General features: G+C 68.8%; 15 protein-coding genes. 3 read left to right on the top strand and 12 right to left on the bottom strand.

All coding sequences use genetic code 11. The features are described from left to right. The first annotated feature begins 149 nt into the window (after nucleotides 1-149). From ABT115_RS12795 to ABT115_RS12785, 3 genes are all read left to right on the top strand, one after another. Nucleotides 150-230: a tryptorubin family RiPP precursor gene (locus ABT115_RS12795; RefSeq protein ID WP_350985409.1), complete on the top strand. Its 81-nt coding sequence runs from the start codon at nucleotides 150-152 to the stop codon at nucleotides 228-230. 115 nt (nucleotides 231-345) lie between these two features. Continuing rightward, entirely contained in the window at nucleotides 346-1,389 is a 1,044-nt protein-coding gene (locus ABT115_RS12790; protein ID WP_351787679.1) for a cytochrome P450, read from the top strand. A gap of 336 nt (nucleotides 1,390-1,725) precedes the next feature. Next, a complete protein-coding gene (locus ABT115_RS12785) occupies nucleotides 1,726-2,928 on the top strand; it encodes a S8 family peptidase (RefSeq protein WP_351787677.1) in 1,203 nt (400 codons plus the stop codon). A 203-nt stretch (nucleotides 2,929-3,131) separates the two neighbouring features. On the opposite strand, the gene ABT115_RS12780 is transcribed toward ABT115_RS12785, so the two are convergent. From ABT115_RS12780 to ABT115_RS12725, 12 genes are all read right to left on the bottom strand, one after another. Next, nucleotides 3,132-3,884: a sirohydrochlorin chelatase gene (locus ABT115_RS12780; protein WP_351787675.1), complete on the bottom strand. Its 753-nt coding sequence runs from the start codon at nucleotides 3,882-3,884 to the stop codon at nucleotides 3,132-3,134. A 7-nt stretch (nucleotides 3,885-3,891) separates the two neighbouring features. Beyond that, complete coding sequence (locus ABT115_RS12775) at nucleotides 3,892-4,770, bottom strand: ABC transporter permease (RefSeq protein WP_351787673.1); 879 nt, start codon at nucleotides 4,768-4,770, stop codon at nucleotides 3,892-3,894. Continuing rightward, entirely contained in the window at nucleotides 4,757-5,545 is a 789-nt protein-coding gene (locus ABT115_RS12770; RefSeq protein WP_351787670.1) for an ABC transporter ATP-binding protein, read from the bottom strand. Before ABT115_RS12770 ends, ABT115_RS12775 begins: the two co-directional genes overlap by 14 nt. A gap of 60 nt (nucleotides 5,546-5,605) precedes the next feature. Further along, a complete protein-coding gene (locus ABT115_RS12765; protein ID WP_351787667.1) occupies nucleotides 5,606-6,721 on the bottom strand; it encodes an aliphatic sulfonate ABC transporter substrate-binding protein in 1,116 nt (371 codons plus the stop codon). A gap of 241 nt (nucleotides 6,722-6,962) precedes the next feature. After that, complete coding sequence (locus ABT115_RS12760; protein ID WP_351787664.1) at nucleotides 6,963-8,297, bottom strand: sulfate adenylyltransferase subunit 1; 1,335 nt, start codon at nucleotides 8,295-8,297, stop codon at nucleotides 6,963-6,965. Then, nucleotides 8,298-9,233, bottom strand: a complete 936-nt coding sequence (gene cysD / locus ABT115_RS12755) for a sulfate adenylyltransferase subunit CysD (RefSeq protein WP_351787661.1) — start codon at nucleotides 9,231-9,233, stop codon at nucleotides 8,298-8,300. Beyond that, entirely contained in the window at nucleotides 9,230-9,775 is a 546-nt protein-coding gene (cysC, locus tag ABT115_RS12750; protein ID WP_351787659.1) for an adenylyl-sulfate kinase, read from the bottom strand. Before cysC ends, cysD begins: the two co-directional genes overlap by 4 nt. Before the next feature lie 22 nt (nucleotides 9,776-9,797). Beyond that, the gene (locus ABT115_RS12745) at nucleotides 9,798-10,511 is read right to left on the bottom strand and encodes a phosphoadenylyl-sulfate reductase (protein WP_351787656.1); all 714 of its coding nucleotides are present in this window, start codon (nucleotides 10,509-10,511) and stop codon (nucleotides 9,798-9,800) included. Beyond that, complete coding sequence (locus tag ABT115_RS12740) at nucleotides 10,508-10,687, bottom strand: hypothetical protein (RefSeq protein ID WP_351787653.1); 180 nt, start codon at nucleotides 10,685-10,687, stop codon at nucleotides 10,508-10,510. Before ABT115_RS12740 ends, ABT115_RS12745 begins: the two co-directional genes overlap by 4 nt. Continuing rightward, nucleotides 10,684-12,381 (bottom strand): nitrite/sulfite reductase, encoded by a 1,698-nt coding sequence (locus ABT115_RS12735; protein ID WP_351787651.1) that lies wholly within the window; start codon nucleotides 12,379-12,381, stop codon nucleotides 10,684-10,686. The genes ABT115_RS12740 and ABT115_RS12735 overlap by 4 nt, the downstream gene beginning before the upstream one ends. 136 nt (nucleotides 12,382-12,517) lie before the next feature. Continuing rightward, entirely contained in the window at nucleotides 12,518-12,601 is an 84-nt protein-coding gene (locus tag ABT115_RS12730) for a putative leader peptide (RefSeq protein ID WP_351787859.1), read from the bottom strand. 165 nt (nucleotides 12,602-12,766) lie between these two features. Then, entirely contained in the window at nucleotides 12,767-13,360 is a 594-nt protein-coding gene (locus ABT115_RS12725; RefSeq protein WP_351787648.1) for a GNAT family N-acetyltransferase, read from the bottom strand. Between the last annotated feature and the right edge of the window lie 70 nt (nucleotides 13,361-13,430).

Here is a 13,430-nt window from a genome sequence, read left to right as displayed (position 1 = left end):
TCATTGACAATTGCTTTCGCGCTGGGCTTCACTCCTTTCGGCGGTGAGCGGCGCAAAATTCCCGGTCCGAAGCGGGGGATTGTCGTCGCGAACGGTTCAAGTCATGCCCGCTCGAATGTAAATTCAGAGTAAAAGATGGAGGTGCTGTTATGAAGTTCCTTTTCTTGCTCAAGGACAAGATGACGCCGGAGAAGAGCCTGAAGGCGTACGCCTGGTACCACTGGTACTAAGCCGACGGAACGGTCCGTCGCTTCGAGGGACACGGTCAGTCGATTCGGGCCCGTGTCCGGCCAGGCCTCATCGGCCCGCCGGGCGCGGGCCCTTCCCGCTTCTTGGAGACCATCGATGCACATGTCCGGTACCGGCAGCCGCGCCCGGGACGTCGTCTTCGCGCCCAGACTCCAGGCGCTCCTGCGAGACCATCGGGGCGAGGAGGTCTTCCGCCTGGACCCCGGCACCGTCGGCGTCGCCGGGGCCGACCTGACGGACCGGATTCTCGCTAGCAGGCCGGCTGCCGAGGACGAGCGTCCCACATTCAAACCCCTCCACGGTCGGTCCATTCCGCGCACCGAGGCGTCTACGGTCATGCAGGCCATCGGCCGGGACGTGCGGGCGGCGCTGAAGAAGCCCATCGGTGCGGTCGACCTCTCCGGCGAGTGGCCGCACGTGGGCCATGTGTTTCTGCGCGATCTGGTTCTCGGAGCCGACCCCTTCCGGCTGCGTATCCTCATGGACCGCGCCCTGGAACTGACGCCCAAACTCACCTGGACGGTCATCGCCGCAGGGGCCGCGCTGCCCGGCCGGCTCCGCCCCGGCGCACCCGTCTCCGCCATCGCAGGCCTGACCGCCGACGCCGTGGGCTACAACGACCGTCGCTACGCGATGGGTCTGTACCGGCGGGCGGCGGCCCCGGTCTGCTTCACCGTCTCGACGCTCGTCGCCAACGCGCTCTGGCTCGGATCGCCCTTCGATGACGACACCTCGAACCGGAACATCCTGTACGAGGCAATGCGACTGCTGCCACCCTCCTGGAACGTCCTGCGGAAGGCGTCATCGGAGTACCCCGCTCTCGACTCCCGGATCGGCGCGGCCGACGACGTTCTGATCCTGCCGCTGGTGAGCCACCGCGACCCCGCGCTCTGGGAGGACCCCGACGAGTTCCGCCCCGAGCGCTGGGACAGCCTCGACCCGGACGACCAGCCCGGGTACCTGCCCTTCGGACATGCCTCGGAACGCTGTTGGGGGCGGCACATGGTGATGCCGCTCGCCGAGATGCTGCTCGACATGCTGCGCGGCGACGGTCTGACGGTGAGTCCGGAGCAGACCACCGCGAAAGTGCCCCTCGCCGGGCTGATGGGGGTCTCCGAGGTCCGGATCGTCCGAGGCTGACCTCAACGTGGTCACCTCGTGAGGGCTCTGTGAACACAGGGGCGGAAACAAGCCATCCCCCCGTCCGTCCGTGCGGTCGGGCGGGGATCGTCTTTCCGCGTGTGAAGTGTGCCGGTGGTGCCGTAAGACCCGTGTGCGCGAAGGACGTTGCGGCGACCGTGCCCGGCTTGGGCACGGCTGGCCTGTTTCTTATTACGAAGCCTTATTGAATAAGTCACAGCCTCATGAGGGGCTTGATCTGAGCGCGTCAATCGGCGAGGGTTTCGAGCCGTCCCCCGGAGATATTCCGGCCGGGGGCCAATCCCCCCACAAAGAATGACGAGGAGACCCCTCTTCATGGCAATTCACAAGCGCGCACGCCGGATCAAGCTGACCGCGGCGATAACCGCCGTGGCCGCGGCCGCCGGAGTCACCCTGATGGGCGGCTCCCTCGCCGGAGCCGCTCCCGCTCCCGCGATGGGCACCGTCTACGGTGCGGAGGCGGCGAACGCCGTATCGGGCAGCTACATCGTGATGCTGGATCACAAGGCCGACAAGGCGAAGCTCGCCAAGGAGTACGGCGGCAAGCTCAAGCGGAGCTACAGCTCCGCCATCAACGGCTTCTCCGCCAGCGGCCTTTCGCTCACGGAGGCCAAGCGCCTGGCGGCCGACCCGGCCGTCTCCAAGGTCGTCCAGAACAAGAAGTTCCACATCAGCGAGACCCAGAACAACCCGCCGTCCTGGGGTCTGGACCGGATCGATCAGACCGAGACGACCGGCGACAACACGTACACCTACCCGGACAGCGCGGGCGAGGGCGTCACCGCATACGTCATCGACACCGGCGTCCGCACCACACACAACGAATTCGAGGGCCGGGCCAGCTCGGGTTACGACGCCGTCGACAACGACGACAGCGCCGACGACGGCAACGGTCACGGCACCCACGTGGCGGGCACCATCGCCGGTGCGACCTACGGGGTCGCCAAGAAGGCGAAGATCGTCGCCGTCCGGGTCCTCGACGACTCCGGCTCAGGCACCACCGAGCAGGTTGTCGCCGGCATCGACTGGGTCACCGAGCACCACGAAGGCCCTTCCGTCGCCAACATGAGCCTCGGCGGCGGCGCGGACGAGGCGCTCGACGCCGCGGTCCAGAAGGCCATCGCCTCCGGAGTCACCTTCGCGGTGGCGGCCGGAAACGAATCCGCCGACGCGAGCGACAGCTCCCCGGCCCGCGTCCCCGAGGCCATCACGGTCGCCTCGTCCACGGTGGACGACGAGCAGTCGTCGTTCTCCAACTACGGCTCGATTGTGGACATCTACGCCCCGGGCTCGGACATCACCTCGTCCTGGAACGACAGCGACGACGCGTCCAACACCATCTCCGGTACGTCCATGGCGACCCCGCACATCGTCGGTGCCGCCGCCGTCTACCTCGCCGGTCACCCGGACGCCACCCCGGACGAGGTCGCCACGGCGCTGACCGAGGGCGCCACCCCCGACGCGATCTCCAACGCGACCGAGGGCACGCCGAACAAGCTGCTGAAGGTCGTCGAGTAACCGACCTCGCAGCCGTCACCGGGTGAACGCCGTCCGGCACGACGGAACCGAAGGCCGCCGCGCCCTCCCCCACGGGGCGCGGCGGCCGCACGGTGCGAAGAGCTCGCCCACGCGACGCGCTGTCCCGTACTTCCGTCACCAAGGGCCTCGTCGCCACCCCGCCACGATCATGGCCGAACTCACCTCCCGCTGATGCTGCCGCGTCACGCACTGAGCGCGGCGGTCCGGGCCGCCGGGACGCGGGCCTCGTCGTACCGGGTCAGCAGCAGCCGCGCCAACTCCGGTGACGCGCCCAGTACATGGGCAAGTACGTCCGCCCCGGCCGCGCCTGCGGCGATACGGTCCGGCAGGCGGCCGGGCGCGATGACGTACGGGGCCACCGCCACCCGTCGCACCCCCTCGGCCCGCAGGGCCCGCACCGCGTCCTCGGTACGGGGGAGTGATGCGGAGGCGAACGCAGGCCGCACGGCGCACCAACCGGTGTGCCGCAGCTCCCGCGCGATTTCAGCGATCACTGCGATCGCCTCCGGGTTGGTGGAACCCGCCGAGGCCAGCACGAGACCGGTCGATCCCCGGTCACCGGGGCGGACCCCGGCCTCGCGCAGTCGCCGTTCCAGTGCCGAGTTCAGCAGGGGTGACGGGCCGAGCACCTCGCCCTGACGGATGCGGAGCCGGGGCTGCCGGGTCCGGGCCTCGTGCAGCACCGCGGGGATGTCGGACTTCGCGTGGAAGGCCCGGGTGAGGAGCAGGGGAAGCGCGATGACATCTTTCGTCCCTTCCGCCTCCAGGCGCTCCAACACCCCTGTGACGGCAGGGGCGTTGAAATCCAGGAATCCGGTCTCCACGCGCAGCCCCGGTCGCAGCGACCGGGCCCGTGCGGTGAGCGCGTGCACGGTCGCCGCGTGCCGCGGGTCGCGGCTGCCATGGGCGATGACGAGGAGGACCGGGGCGGACATGGCGTGCTCAGTTCTTGACAAGGAGACCGCGGCTGCGCAGCACCCACCGCTCCAGCGGGCTGAAGATCAGCAGGTCGATCGCGACGCCGACGGACAGAATCAGGATGATGGCGAGGAAGATGCCGGGCATGTCCGCGTTGTTGCGGCCGTTCTCCAACAACTGACCGAGTCCCAGGCCGAGATCGGGGGAGGATGCGATGATCTCGGCGGCCATCAGCGAGCGCCAGGAGAACGCCCAGCCTTGCTTGAGACCGGCCAGATAGCCGGGCAACGCGGCCGGCAGCACGATGTGCCAGGTCCCGCGCAGCCCGGTCGCCCCGAGCGTACGGCCCGCCCTGAGGAACAGCGGCGGCACCTGGTCGACGCCGGAGACCAGTCCGCTGGCGACCGAGGGGACGGCGCCCAGCAGGATCACGGCGTACATCATCTTGTCGTTCAGCCCGAGCCAGATCACGGCCGGCGCCACCCAGGCGACCGACGGCAGGGACTGCAGCCCGGTCAGGACCGGGCCGACCGCGGCCCGTACGAACTTCACCCGGGCGACCAGCAGACCCAGCGGCGTACCGATGGCCACCGCCATCAGGAAGCCGAGCAGACCGCGCGAGATGCTGGTCCAGACGACATCCAGGAGCGTCCCCTGCAGCCACATGCCGACCGCGCTGTTCCACACCGCGGCCGGTGCGGGCAGCTTGTAGTCGTCGGTGGCCTGGGCCTCGACGAGCAGCTGCCAGACGGTGATCACCAGCGTCACCGCGAGGACCGGCGGCAGCACCTTGCTGACCAGCACCTTGCGCACGGGGGTGCGGCGCACCTGCACGGCGTCCAGCGCGTCGAGCCCGGCTTCCAGACCGGCCAGGTCGTGGGGCTTCGCGTCAGTGCCGGCCATGACGGCGGATCTCCCCACGCAGTTGTTCGGTGATCTCGACGGACAGCTCAGCGACCGCGGTGTCCTCGATACGGCGCGGCTGCTCCATGCCGACCGTCCACTCGCGGGCGATCCGGCCGGGGCGGGACGACAGCAGGACGACCCGCTCGGCCAGCCGCACCGCTTCGCGCACATTGTGTGTCACGAAGAGGACCGAGACGTTCGTCTCGCGCCAGATCCGGGTCAGCTCGTTGTGCAGCACATCCCGGGTGATGGCGTCGAGCGCGGCGAACGGCTCGTCCATCAACAGAAGTTGACTGTCCTGGGCGAGAGCCCGGGCCATTGCCACCCGCTGCCGCATGCCGCCCGAGAGTTCATGCACACGCTTCTTGTACGCCCCGCCCAGCCGCACGAGTTCCAGCAGCCGCTCCGCTTCCGTGCGGCGCTCCGACCTGGGTACGCCGCGCAGCCGCAGCGCGAGTTCGATGTTCTTGCCCGCGGTCAGCCACGGGAACAGGGCGTGTTCCTGGAACATGAGGGCCGGCCGCCCGCCGGGGGTCTCGACAAACCCCGCGGTCGGTCGGTCGAGTCCGGCCACCAGATTGAGCAGCGTCGACTTTCCGCACCCGGAGGCTCCCAGCAGGGTTACGAACTCGCCCGGCGAGACATCGAGCGTGATGTCGTCCAGGACCAGCTGCTGCCCCTCCGGTCCGCCGAAGGACTTGGAGACATGTGCGATACGGGCGGCGTGCCCGACCGCTGTACGGTCGTCGGCCTTGGTGAGGGTGGTCGTCATGGTCGTCACCTCCTGGGAATCCTGGATTCGGCTTCGGGTTCGGGGTTCGGGTTCGGGCGTTTACTTGACGCCGAGACCGGCGTCGGCGACCTCGGGTCTGCCCGCGGCCTTCAGGACCTTGTTCAGCGGTTTCAGGTCGTAGATGCCCGTCAGGTCCGGCTTCTCCAGCAGACCGGCCTTCACCGCGTGCTCGGCCTCCGCATCCAGCGTGGTGGCCAGCGGGTCATCGGTGATCTGGATCGACTTCCACGCCGGGTCGATGATTTCGGCGGGCAGCGCCTTGCCGGTCAGCTTCTCGAGGGCGGCGTTGGCGGAAGCCTTCGCCTTGTCCGGGTTGGCGTTGATCCATGCGTTGGTCTTCACCGAGCCGCGCAGTACCGCCTCGACGACGTCCGGGTGCTCACTGAGGAACTGCTGCGACACGATGATGTTCGTGATCACGAACTTGTTGTCCGGCCACAGTGTCGACTCGTCGAGCAGTTCCTTGGCACCCTCGGCGACCAGCTCGGACGCCGTGGGCTCGGGGATCCAGGCGCCGTCGATGGAACCGGACTTGTAGGCGTCCGGGGTCACCTTGTTGTCCGTACGGACTACGGAGACGTCGCCCTTGCCGGTCTGGGCGTCGACCTTCCAACCTTTCTCGGAGATCCAGTTGAGGAAGGCCACGTCCTGCGTGTTGCCGAGTTGCGGGGTGGCGATCTTCTTGCCCTTGAGGTCGTCCAGGCTCTTGATTTTCTTCGGGTCGACGACCAGCTTCACCCCGCCGGATGCCGAACCGCCGATGATCCGCAGACTCTTGCCCTCGGACTTGGCGAAGCCGTTGATGGAGGGCGACGGGCCGATGAAGCCGATGTCGATCGATGTGGCGTTCAGCGCCTCGATCTCTGAGGGGCCGGCGTTGAATTGCGAGGTCTTCAGCCGGGTGCCGCCCAGTTCCTTCTGGAAGATCCCCTCCTGGTCGCCGACCAGCGCGGTGGCGTGCGTGAGGTTGGGGAAGTAGCCGATCCGCACGGTGTCCGTGGAGAGCTTCTTCGCGTCGGTGGCGACGTCCGGCTTCTTGGATTCGTCGTCCTTCGCCTCGGAGCCGTAGCCGCAGGCGGTGAGTGCGACGGCGAGCAGCGGCAGGGCGGTGGCAGCGGCGAGGCTGCGGCGGAGCGTGGTACGGGGGACAGGCACGGGAGGTCTTCCTCTCGTTGGCCCGGTGCTCGCGTTTTCCTTGGAAACTACGGGGGAGCGGCCGGGAAGTCGGCAGGTCTTCGTCTGAACCAGCGGTGCGGTTGGTGCAAGCGGGCGCGAAGGCAGCGCGCGTACGTCATCGCGCAACATCGTGCGACCCCGCCCTGGCCGCTGCCGAGGGCGCCGCTGCTGCCTACGCGGCCGCCCTCCTTTGCGAACGTGGAGCAGATATCGATGCTCATCAGAAGTCCCATTCGGCGTCGTTGTCGGCCGCGGCCTCGGGCTCGGTCAGGGCGGCAAACGGGGCACCAGCCATGCCGGCTGTCAGCGTGGTGCCGTCCGCCGGGTCGATCAGGAGGAAGGAGCCGGTGCTCCGGCAGTCCGCGTACGCGTCGAGCGCCAGTGGTTCGGCGGTGCGGACGACGACCCGGCCGATGTCGTTGGTGATGAGCCGGCCGGGTGCCGGGTGCTGGGAGAGGTCGTCCAGTGTGAGGCGCGAGGGGATGTCCTTGACGATCGCCTTGACCGTGCGGGTGGTGTGCTTGAGCAGCACCCGCTGGCCCACGGTGAGCGGCTGGTCGGCGACATGGCAGACAGTCGCCTCTACGTCCTGGGTGACCGCCGGTGCGTCGTCGGCCGGTGCGATGAGGTCGCCGCGCGAGATGTCGATGTCGTCGGCCAGCCGGATGGTCACCGACTGGGGTGCCCAGGCGATGTCCGCGCTCTCGCCGAGCGCGTCGATCGCGGTGACCGTCGACGTACGTCCCGAGGGCAGGACGGTGACGGAATCGCCGACACGGAAGGCACCGGCCGCGATCTGGCCCGCGTAGCCCCGGTAGTCCGGGTGCGCGGCCGTTTGCGGCCGGATGACGTACTGGACGGGGAAGCGGGCGTGGCAGGCGGTGCGGTCATGGCTGACCGGCACCGTCTCCAGGTGCTCCAGGACGGTGCGGCCGCCGTACCAGTCCATGTGCGAGGACGGCTCCACGACATTGTCACCGGCCAGCGCGGAGATCGGGATCGCACTGATCTCCGGGATGCCGAGGGATGCGGCGTACGCGGTGAACTCCTCGGCGATGGCAGCGAACACCGGCTCCGCGTAGTCGACCAGGTCCATCTTGTTGACGGCCAGCACCACGTGCGGCACCCGCAGCAGCGCGGCGACCGCGGCATGGCGGCGGGTCTGCTCGACGACACCGTTGCGGGCGTCGACCAGGACGAGCGCCAGCTCGGCCGTCGAGGCGCCCGTCACCATGTTCCGGGTGTACTGCACATGCCCCGGGGTGTCGGCCAGGATGAACCGGCGGCGCGGCGTCGCGAAGTAGCGGTAGGCGACATCGATGGTGATGCCCTGCTCGCGCTCGGCCCGCAGCCCGTCGGTCAGCAGCGCCAGGTCGGGCGCCTCCTGGCCCCGGCTGCGCGAGGCGTGCTCAACGGCCTCCAGCTGGTCGGTGAGGACCGACTTGGAGTCGTGCAGAAGACGTCCCACGAGGGTGGACTTGCCGTCGTCGACGGATCCTGCGGTGGCGAACCGCAGCAGGGTGGTGGTCGACAACTGCTCGCTTGTGGCGGTCATTTAGAAGTATCCCTCGCGTTTACGGTCTTCCATCGCGGCCTCGGACAACTTGTCGTCGGCACGCGTCGCGCCCCGCTCGGTGAGCCGGGAAGCGGCGATCTCGGCGATCACGGCGTTCAGCGTCGTCGCATCCGAGTCGACGGCGCCGGTGCACGACATGTCGCCGACCGTGCGGTAGCGCACCTGCCGGGTCTCGACCCGCTCGCCCTCCTTGGGGCCGCCCCAGACGCCCGCGGTCAGCCACATGCCGGAGCGGTTGAAGACCTCGCGGTCATGGGCGAAGTAGATCTCCGGAAGCTCGATGCCCTCACGGGCGATGTACTGCCAGACGTCCAGCTCCGTCCAGTTGGAGATCGGGAAGACGCGGACGTGCTCACCGGGGGCGTGCCGACCGTTGTACAGCTGCCACAGCTCGGGGCGTTGGCGGCGGGGATCCCACTGGGAGAATTCGTCGCGCAGCGAGAAGACCCGCTCCTTGGCGCGCGCCTTCTCCTCGTCACGGCGCCCACCGCCGAGCACGGCGTCGAAGCGGTGCTGCTGGATCGTCTCGGTCAGTGGCAAGGTCTGCAGCGGGTTACGGGTGCCGTCCGGGCGCTCGCGGAGCTTCCCGGCGTCGATGTACTCCTGTACGGAAGCGACATGGAGCCGCAGTCCGTGCCGGGCCACCGTCCGGTCGCGGTACTCCAGCACCTCGGGGAAGTTGTGCCCGGTGTCCACGTGCAGCAAAGTGAACGGCACCGGCGCGGGCGTGAACGCCTTGAGCGCCAGATGCAGCATCACGATGGAGTCCTTGCCGCCGGAGAACAGGATCAGCGGCCGCTCGAACTCGCCCGCCACCTCACGGAAGATGTGTACGGCCTCGGACTCCAAGGCGTCCAGGTGGCTGAGTGCGTACGGATTGTCGGTGCCTTCCGACACAGCCGCGACGGTCGTCACGCCGCACCCCTCTCGCTCAGCAGCGCATACAGCTCCGCCGCGGACTCCTGCACGGTCTGGCGGTGCGACTCGATCCGCAGATCCGGCGATTTTGGCGCCTCGTACGGGTCGTCGACCCCGGTGAGCCCGCTGATCTCGCCGGCTGCCTGCTTGGCGTAGAGGCCCTTCACATCGCGTACGGAGCACACCTCGACCGGAGCCGCGACATGCACCTCCAGATACGCGGTGCCCTCGGCCCGGTGCCGCTCGCGTACCGCGTCCCGGCTGTCCGCGTACGGGGCGATGACGGGGACCAGCACCTTCACGCCGTTGGCCGCCAGCAGTTCGGCGACGAAGCCGATCCGCTGGACGTTGGTGTGGCGGTCCTGGCGGGAGAAGCCGAGGCCCGCGGAGAGGAACTCCCGGATCTCGTCGCCGTCGAGCACCTCCACGCGGTGGCCCTCGCCGCGCAGCCGCCCGGCGAGTTCGTACGCGATGGTGGTCTTGCCGGCGCTCGGCAGACCGGTCAGCCAGACGGTGGCTCCCGTCTCCGTCACGCTCATCGAAATCTCCTGATCGTCGTCATCAGCCGTGCAGCCCGCACTCGGTCTTGCCCCGTCCGGCCCACCGGCCGGCGCGCGCGTCCTCGCCCTCCAGCACCCGGCGGGTGCAGGGCGCGCAGCCCACGGAGGTGTAGCCGTCCGTCAGCAGCGGGTTGGTGAGGACCCCGTGCTCCGCGACGTACGCGTCGACGTCGTGCTGTGTCCAGCGGGCGATCGGCGAGATCTTCACCTTCTGCCGCTTCTCGTCCCAGCCGACCACCGGGGTGTTCGCCCGGGTCGGGGACTCGTCGCGGCGCAGCCCGGTGGCCCAGGCCGTGTACGGCATCAGGCCCTCCTCGAGGGGCTCGACCTTCCGCAGCTTGCAGCACAGGTCGGGGTCGCGGTCGTGCAGCTTCGGGCCGTACTCGGCGTCCTGTCCGGCTACGGACTGGCGCGGGGTCAGCGTGATGACGGTTACGTCCATCACGGCCTCGACCGCGTCTCGGGTGCCGAGCGTCTCGGGAAAGTGGTAGCCGGTGTCGAGGAAGACCACGTCCACACCCGGAAGGACGCGCGAGGCGAGGTGCGCCACGACCGCGTCCTCCATGGACGAACTGACGCAGAACTTCCTGCCGAAGGTGTCGGCGGCCCACTGGAGGATCTCCGGCGCGGATGCGTCCTCCAGCTCCCGGCCGGCGCGCTCGGCCAGCTCCTTCAGTTCCTCCGCCGCGCGTTCTCCTTGCAGGGCGTCCGTCATATCCCGCCCCGTTCAACATCGTTGTGCTGCAGTCCCCGGCTCAGCAGGCCCAGGAACTTCAGCTGGAACGCGCGGTTGCAGGAGGCACATTCCCAGGCCCCGTGCCCGGTCTCGTGCGGGCGCAGGTCCTCGTCGCCGCAGTACGGGCAGTAGAACGGAGCGGCGCGCTCGCTCATGACAGCGACTCCGTACTTGCCCGTGCCGCCCATGTCGCGAACCGCTCGCCGTCCTCACGCTGCTCCTGGAACCGGCTCAGCACCCGCTCGACATAGTCCGGCAGCTCGGCCGAAGTGACCTTCAGGCCACGGACCTTGCGGCCGAATCCGGCTTCCAGCCCCAGCGCGCCGCCCAGGTGCACCTGATAGCCCTCGACCTGCTTGCCGTCGGCGTCCAGGACGAGCTGGCCCTTGAGACCGATGTCCGCGGTCTGGATGCGGGCGCAGGCGTTGGGGCAGCCGTTGATGTTGATGGTGAGCGGCTCGTCGAAGTCCGGCAGGCGGCGCTCCAGTTCGTCGATCAGCGAGGCACCGCGCGCCTTCGTCTCGACGATCGCCAGCTTGCAGAACTCGATGCCGGTGCAGGCCATCGTGCCACGCCGGAACGGCGACGGCTTCACCTGGAAGTCGAGTGCCTCCAGTCCTGCGACCAGGGAGTCCACCTGGTCCTGCTCGACGTCGAGGATCAGCATCTTCTGCTCGACGGTGGTGCGCAGCCGGTCCGAGCCGTGCGCGGCCGCAAGGCCGGCGATCTTGGCCAGGGTGGAGCCGTCCACGCGGCCGACCCTGGGTGCGAAACCGATGTAGAAACGGCCGTCCTGCTGCTGGTGCACACCCACGTGGTCGCGCCAGCGGCTACTGGGCTGCGCGGGGGCGGGCCCGTCGATCAGAGGATGCTTCAGGTACTCGTCCTCCAGCACCTGACGGAACTTGGCAGGGCCCCAGTCGGCCATCAGGAACTTCAGGCGGGCGCGGGTGCGCAGCCGCCGGTATCCGTAGTCACGGAAGACGCCGACGACTCCGGCCCAGACGTCCGGAACCTGGTCGAGCGGCACCCAGGCGCCCAGCCGCTCGGCGAGCCGCGGGTTGGTCGAGAGTCCGCCACCGACCCAGACGTCGAAACCCGGACCGTGCTCGGGGTGGACCACGCCGACGAACGCGATGTCGTTGATCTCGTGCACCACGTCCTGCACCGGCGAGCCGGAGATCGCGGTCTTGAACTTGCGCGGCAGGTTGGAGAATTCCTGGTTGCCGATGTAGCGGTCGTGGATCTCGTCGACCGCCGGGGTCCCGTCGATGATCTCGTCGGCGGCGATGCCTGCCACGGGGGAGCCGATGATCACGCGGGGGCAGTCGCCGCAGGCCTCGGCGGTGGAGAGCCCGACGGCCTCCAGCTTCTCCCAGATCGCCGGTACGTCCTCGATCCGGATCCAGTGGTACTGGACGTTCTGCCGGTCGGTGAGGTCCGCGGTGCCGCGTGCGTACTCCTGCGAGATCTCGCCGATGACCCGCAGCTGCTCGGTGGTCAGGCGGCCGCCGTCGATGCGGACCCGCAGCATGAAGTGCTTGTCGTCCAGCTCCTCCGGCTCCAGGACAGCGGTCCTGCCGCCGTCGATCCCGGGCCTGCGCTGGGTGTAGAGGCCCCACCAGCGCATGCGTCCACGGAGGTCGTCGGGGTCGATCGAGTCGAAACCGCGCTTGGAGTAGATCGTCTCAATGCGTGTCCGCACATTGAGACCGTCGTCGTCTTTCTTGAACTGCTCGTTGCCGTTGAGCGGAGTGTGGTGCCCCACGGCCCACTGACCTTCGCCACGGTGGCGTCCGGCCTTGCGGCGGGGCGTGGTGGTCGCAGGCTGTTCCGGGGTAGCGGCCATGACAGTACGTCCTTCGGGACTGCAGGAGGGCGGCTCTGAGCTGCACACTCGCGCTGAGGCGCGATGGTGCGCAGGGATTGCAGAGACGGCAGGGATTGCAGAGAAAAAGGGGGGAATCGCGGTGGTGCTGGGAACCTCAGCTCACCGGACAGATGGCGCTGGACACGCGGCCGAGATCGACGTGGCGTCGACTCACCAAGGCAGTCCCAGTTCCATACATGAGGGAAGCGTGTCATGCGAATCTCGGACCAGTCCACCGCTATCCATGATGTGGACGAAGCTGTCCTGTCATGCGAGATAGTGTGCTGCCCGTCACTCGACCCGCCCGGGCCGTCCGTAATCGCTGCGTTCTCCCTGCCTGTCGCCGGAAGCCGCTGTCCGCGCGCTACCGCGCCGCCCCCGGCCACGGCCCCGGCGTCGCGACCTCGGGCTCCAGCTCCACCTTCGTGTCGAAGAGCTTGAAGCCGCGCCGCAGATAGTTGTCCATGGCGTGCGGTCCGTCGTTCGAGCAGGTGTGCAGCCACACCCGCTTCGTCGGCGTCCGCTCCGGCCAGCGTTCCGCCAGGTCCCAGGCGCGGGCGACGCCGTGCGAGAGCAGGTGGCCGCCTATCCGGCGCCCCCGGAAGGCTGGTATCAGCCCGAAGTACATGATCTCGACCACGCCGTCGTCCTGCGGGTCCAGCTCGATATATCCGGCCGGGGTGCCGTTCTCGTACGCCACCCAGGTCTCCGCCCCGGGTCGGTCCAGGACCTCCTGCCACTGCGCGTACGTCATCGTGAGCCGGTCCGTCCACTGGATGTCGCCGCCGACCGCCGTGTACAGGAACCGGCTGAACTCGGGCAGCGGGACCTCGGACCGCACGATCCGCACGTCGCCCTCCGGGACCGCGGCGGGACGCAGATCGTTGGGGGAGGTCTGTTCCAGGGACCAGATGGTCACCTCGGCGGTGGGGGCAGCAGTGCGCGCGGGGTTGCTCATGGCTGCCAGGGAATCATGCCGCGCGGCCGGGGCCCAAGCCGGTCCCGCGGCTCGGACAGCGGACCGGACG

The sequence above is a fragment of the Streptomyces sp. NPDC001832 genome, from assembly GCF_040297265.1.
GTDB lineage: Bacteria > Actinomycetota > Actinomycetes > Streptomycetales > Streptomycetaceae > Streptomyces.
The sequence above is the reverse complement of the archived record's forward strand: the minus strand, read 5'-3'. Positions and strand labels throughout refer to the sequence as shown.

Excerpts from the sequence above, each read along its gene's own strand:
- ABT115_RS12795 (WP_350985409.1), top strand. The coding sequence starts at position 150 with ATGAAGTTCCTTTTCTTGCTCAAGGACAAGATGACGCCGGAGAAGAGC.
- ABT115_RS12790 (WP_351787679.1), top strand. The coding sequence starts at position 346 with ATGCACATGTCCGGTACCGGCAGCCGCGCCCGGGACGTCGTCTTCGCG.
- ABT115_RS12785 (WP_351787677.1), top strand. The coding sequence starts at position 1,726 with ATGGCAATTCACAAGCGCGCACGCCGGATCAAGCTGACCGCGGCGATA.
- ABT115_RS12780 (WP_351787675.1), bottom strand. The coding sequence starts at position 3,884 with ATGTCCGCCCCGGTCCTCCTCGTCATCGCCCATGGCAGCCGCGACCCG.
- ABT115_RS12775 (WP_351787673.1), bottom strand. The coding sequence starts at position 4,770 with ATGGCCGGCACTGACGCGAAGCCCCACGACCTGGCCGGTCTGGAAGCC.
- ABT115_RS12770 (WP_351787670.1), bottom strand. The coding sequence starts at position 5,545 with ATGACGACCACCCTCACCAAGGCCGACGACCGTACAGCGGTCGGGCAC.
- ABT115_RS12760 (WP_351787664.1), bottom strand. The coding sequence starts at position 8,297 with ATGACCGCCACAAGCGAGCAGTTGTCGACCACCACCCTGCTGCGGTTC.
- cysC (WP_351787659.1), bottom strand. The coding sequence starts at position 9,775 with ATGAGCGTGACGGAGACGGGAGCCACCGTCTGGCTGACCGGTCTGCCG.
- ABT115_RS12745 (WP_351787656.1), bottom strand. The coding sequence starts at position 10,511 with ATGACGGACGCCCTGCAAGGAGAACGCGCGGCGGAGGAACTGAAGGAG.
- ABT115_RS12740 (WP_351787653.1), bottom strand. The coding sequence starts at position 10,687 with ATGAGCGAGCGCGCCGCTCCGTTCTACTGCCCGTACTGCGGCGACGAG.
- ABT115_RS12735 (WP_351787651.1), bottom strand. The coding sequence starts at position 12,381 with ATGGCCGCTACCCCGGAACAGCCTGCGACCACCACGCCCCGCCGCAAG.
- ABT115_RS12730 (WP_351787859.1), bottom strand. The coding sequence starts at position 12,601 with ATGTATGGAACTGGGACTGCCTTGGTGAGTCGACGCCACGTCGATCTC.
- ABT115_RS12725 (WP_351787648.1), bottom strand. The coding sequence starts at position 13,360 with ATGAGCAACCCCGCGCGCACTGCTGCCCCCACCGCCGAGGTGACCATC.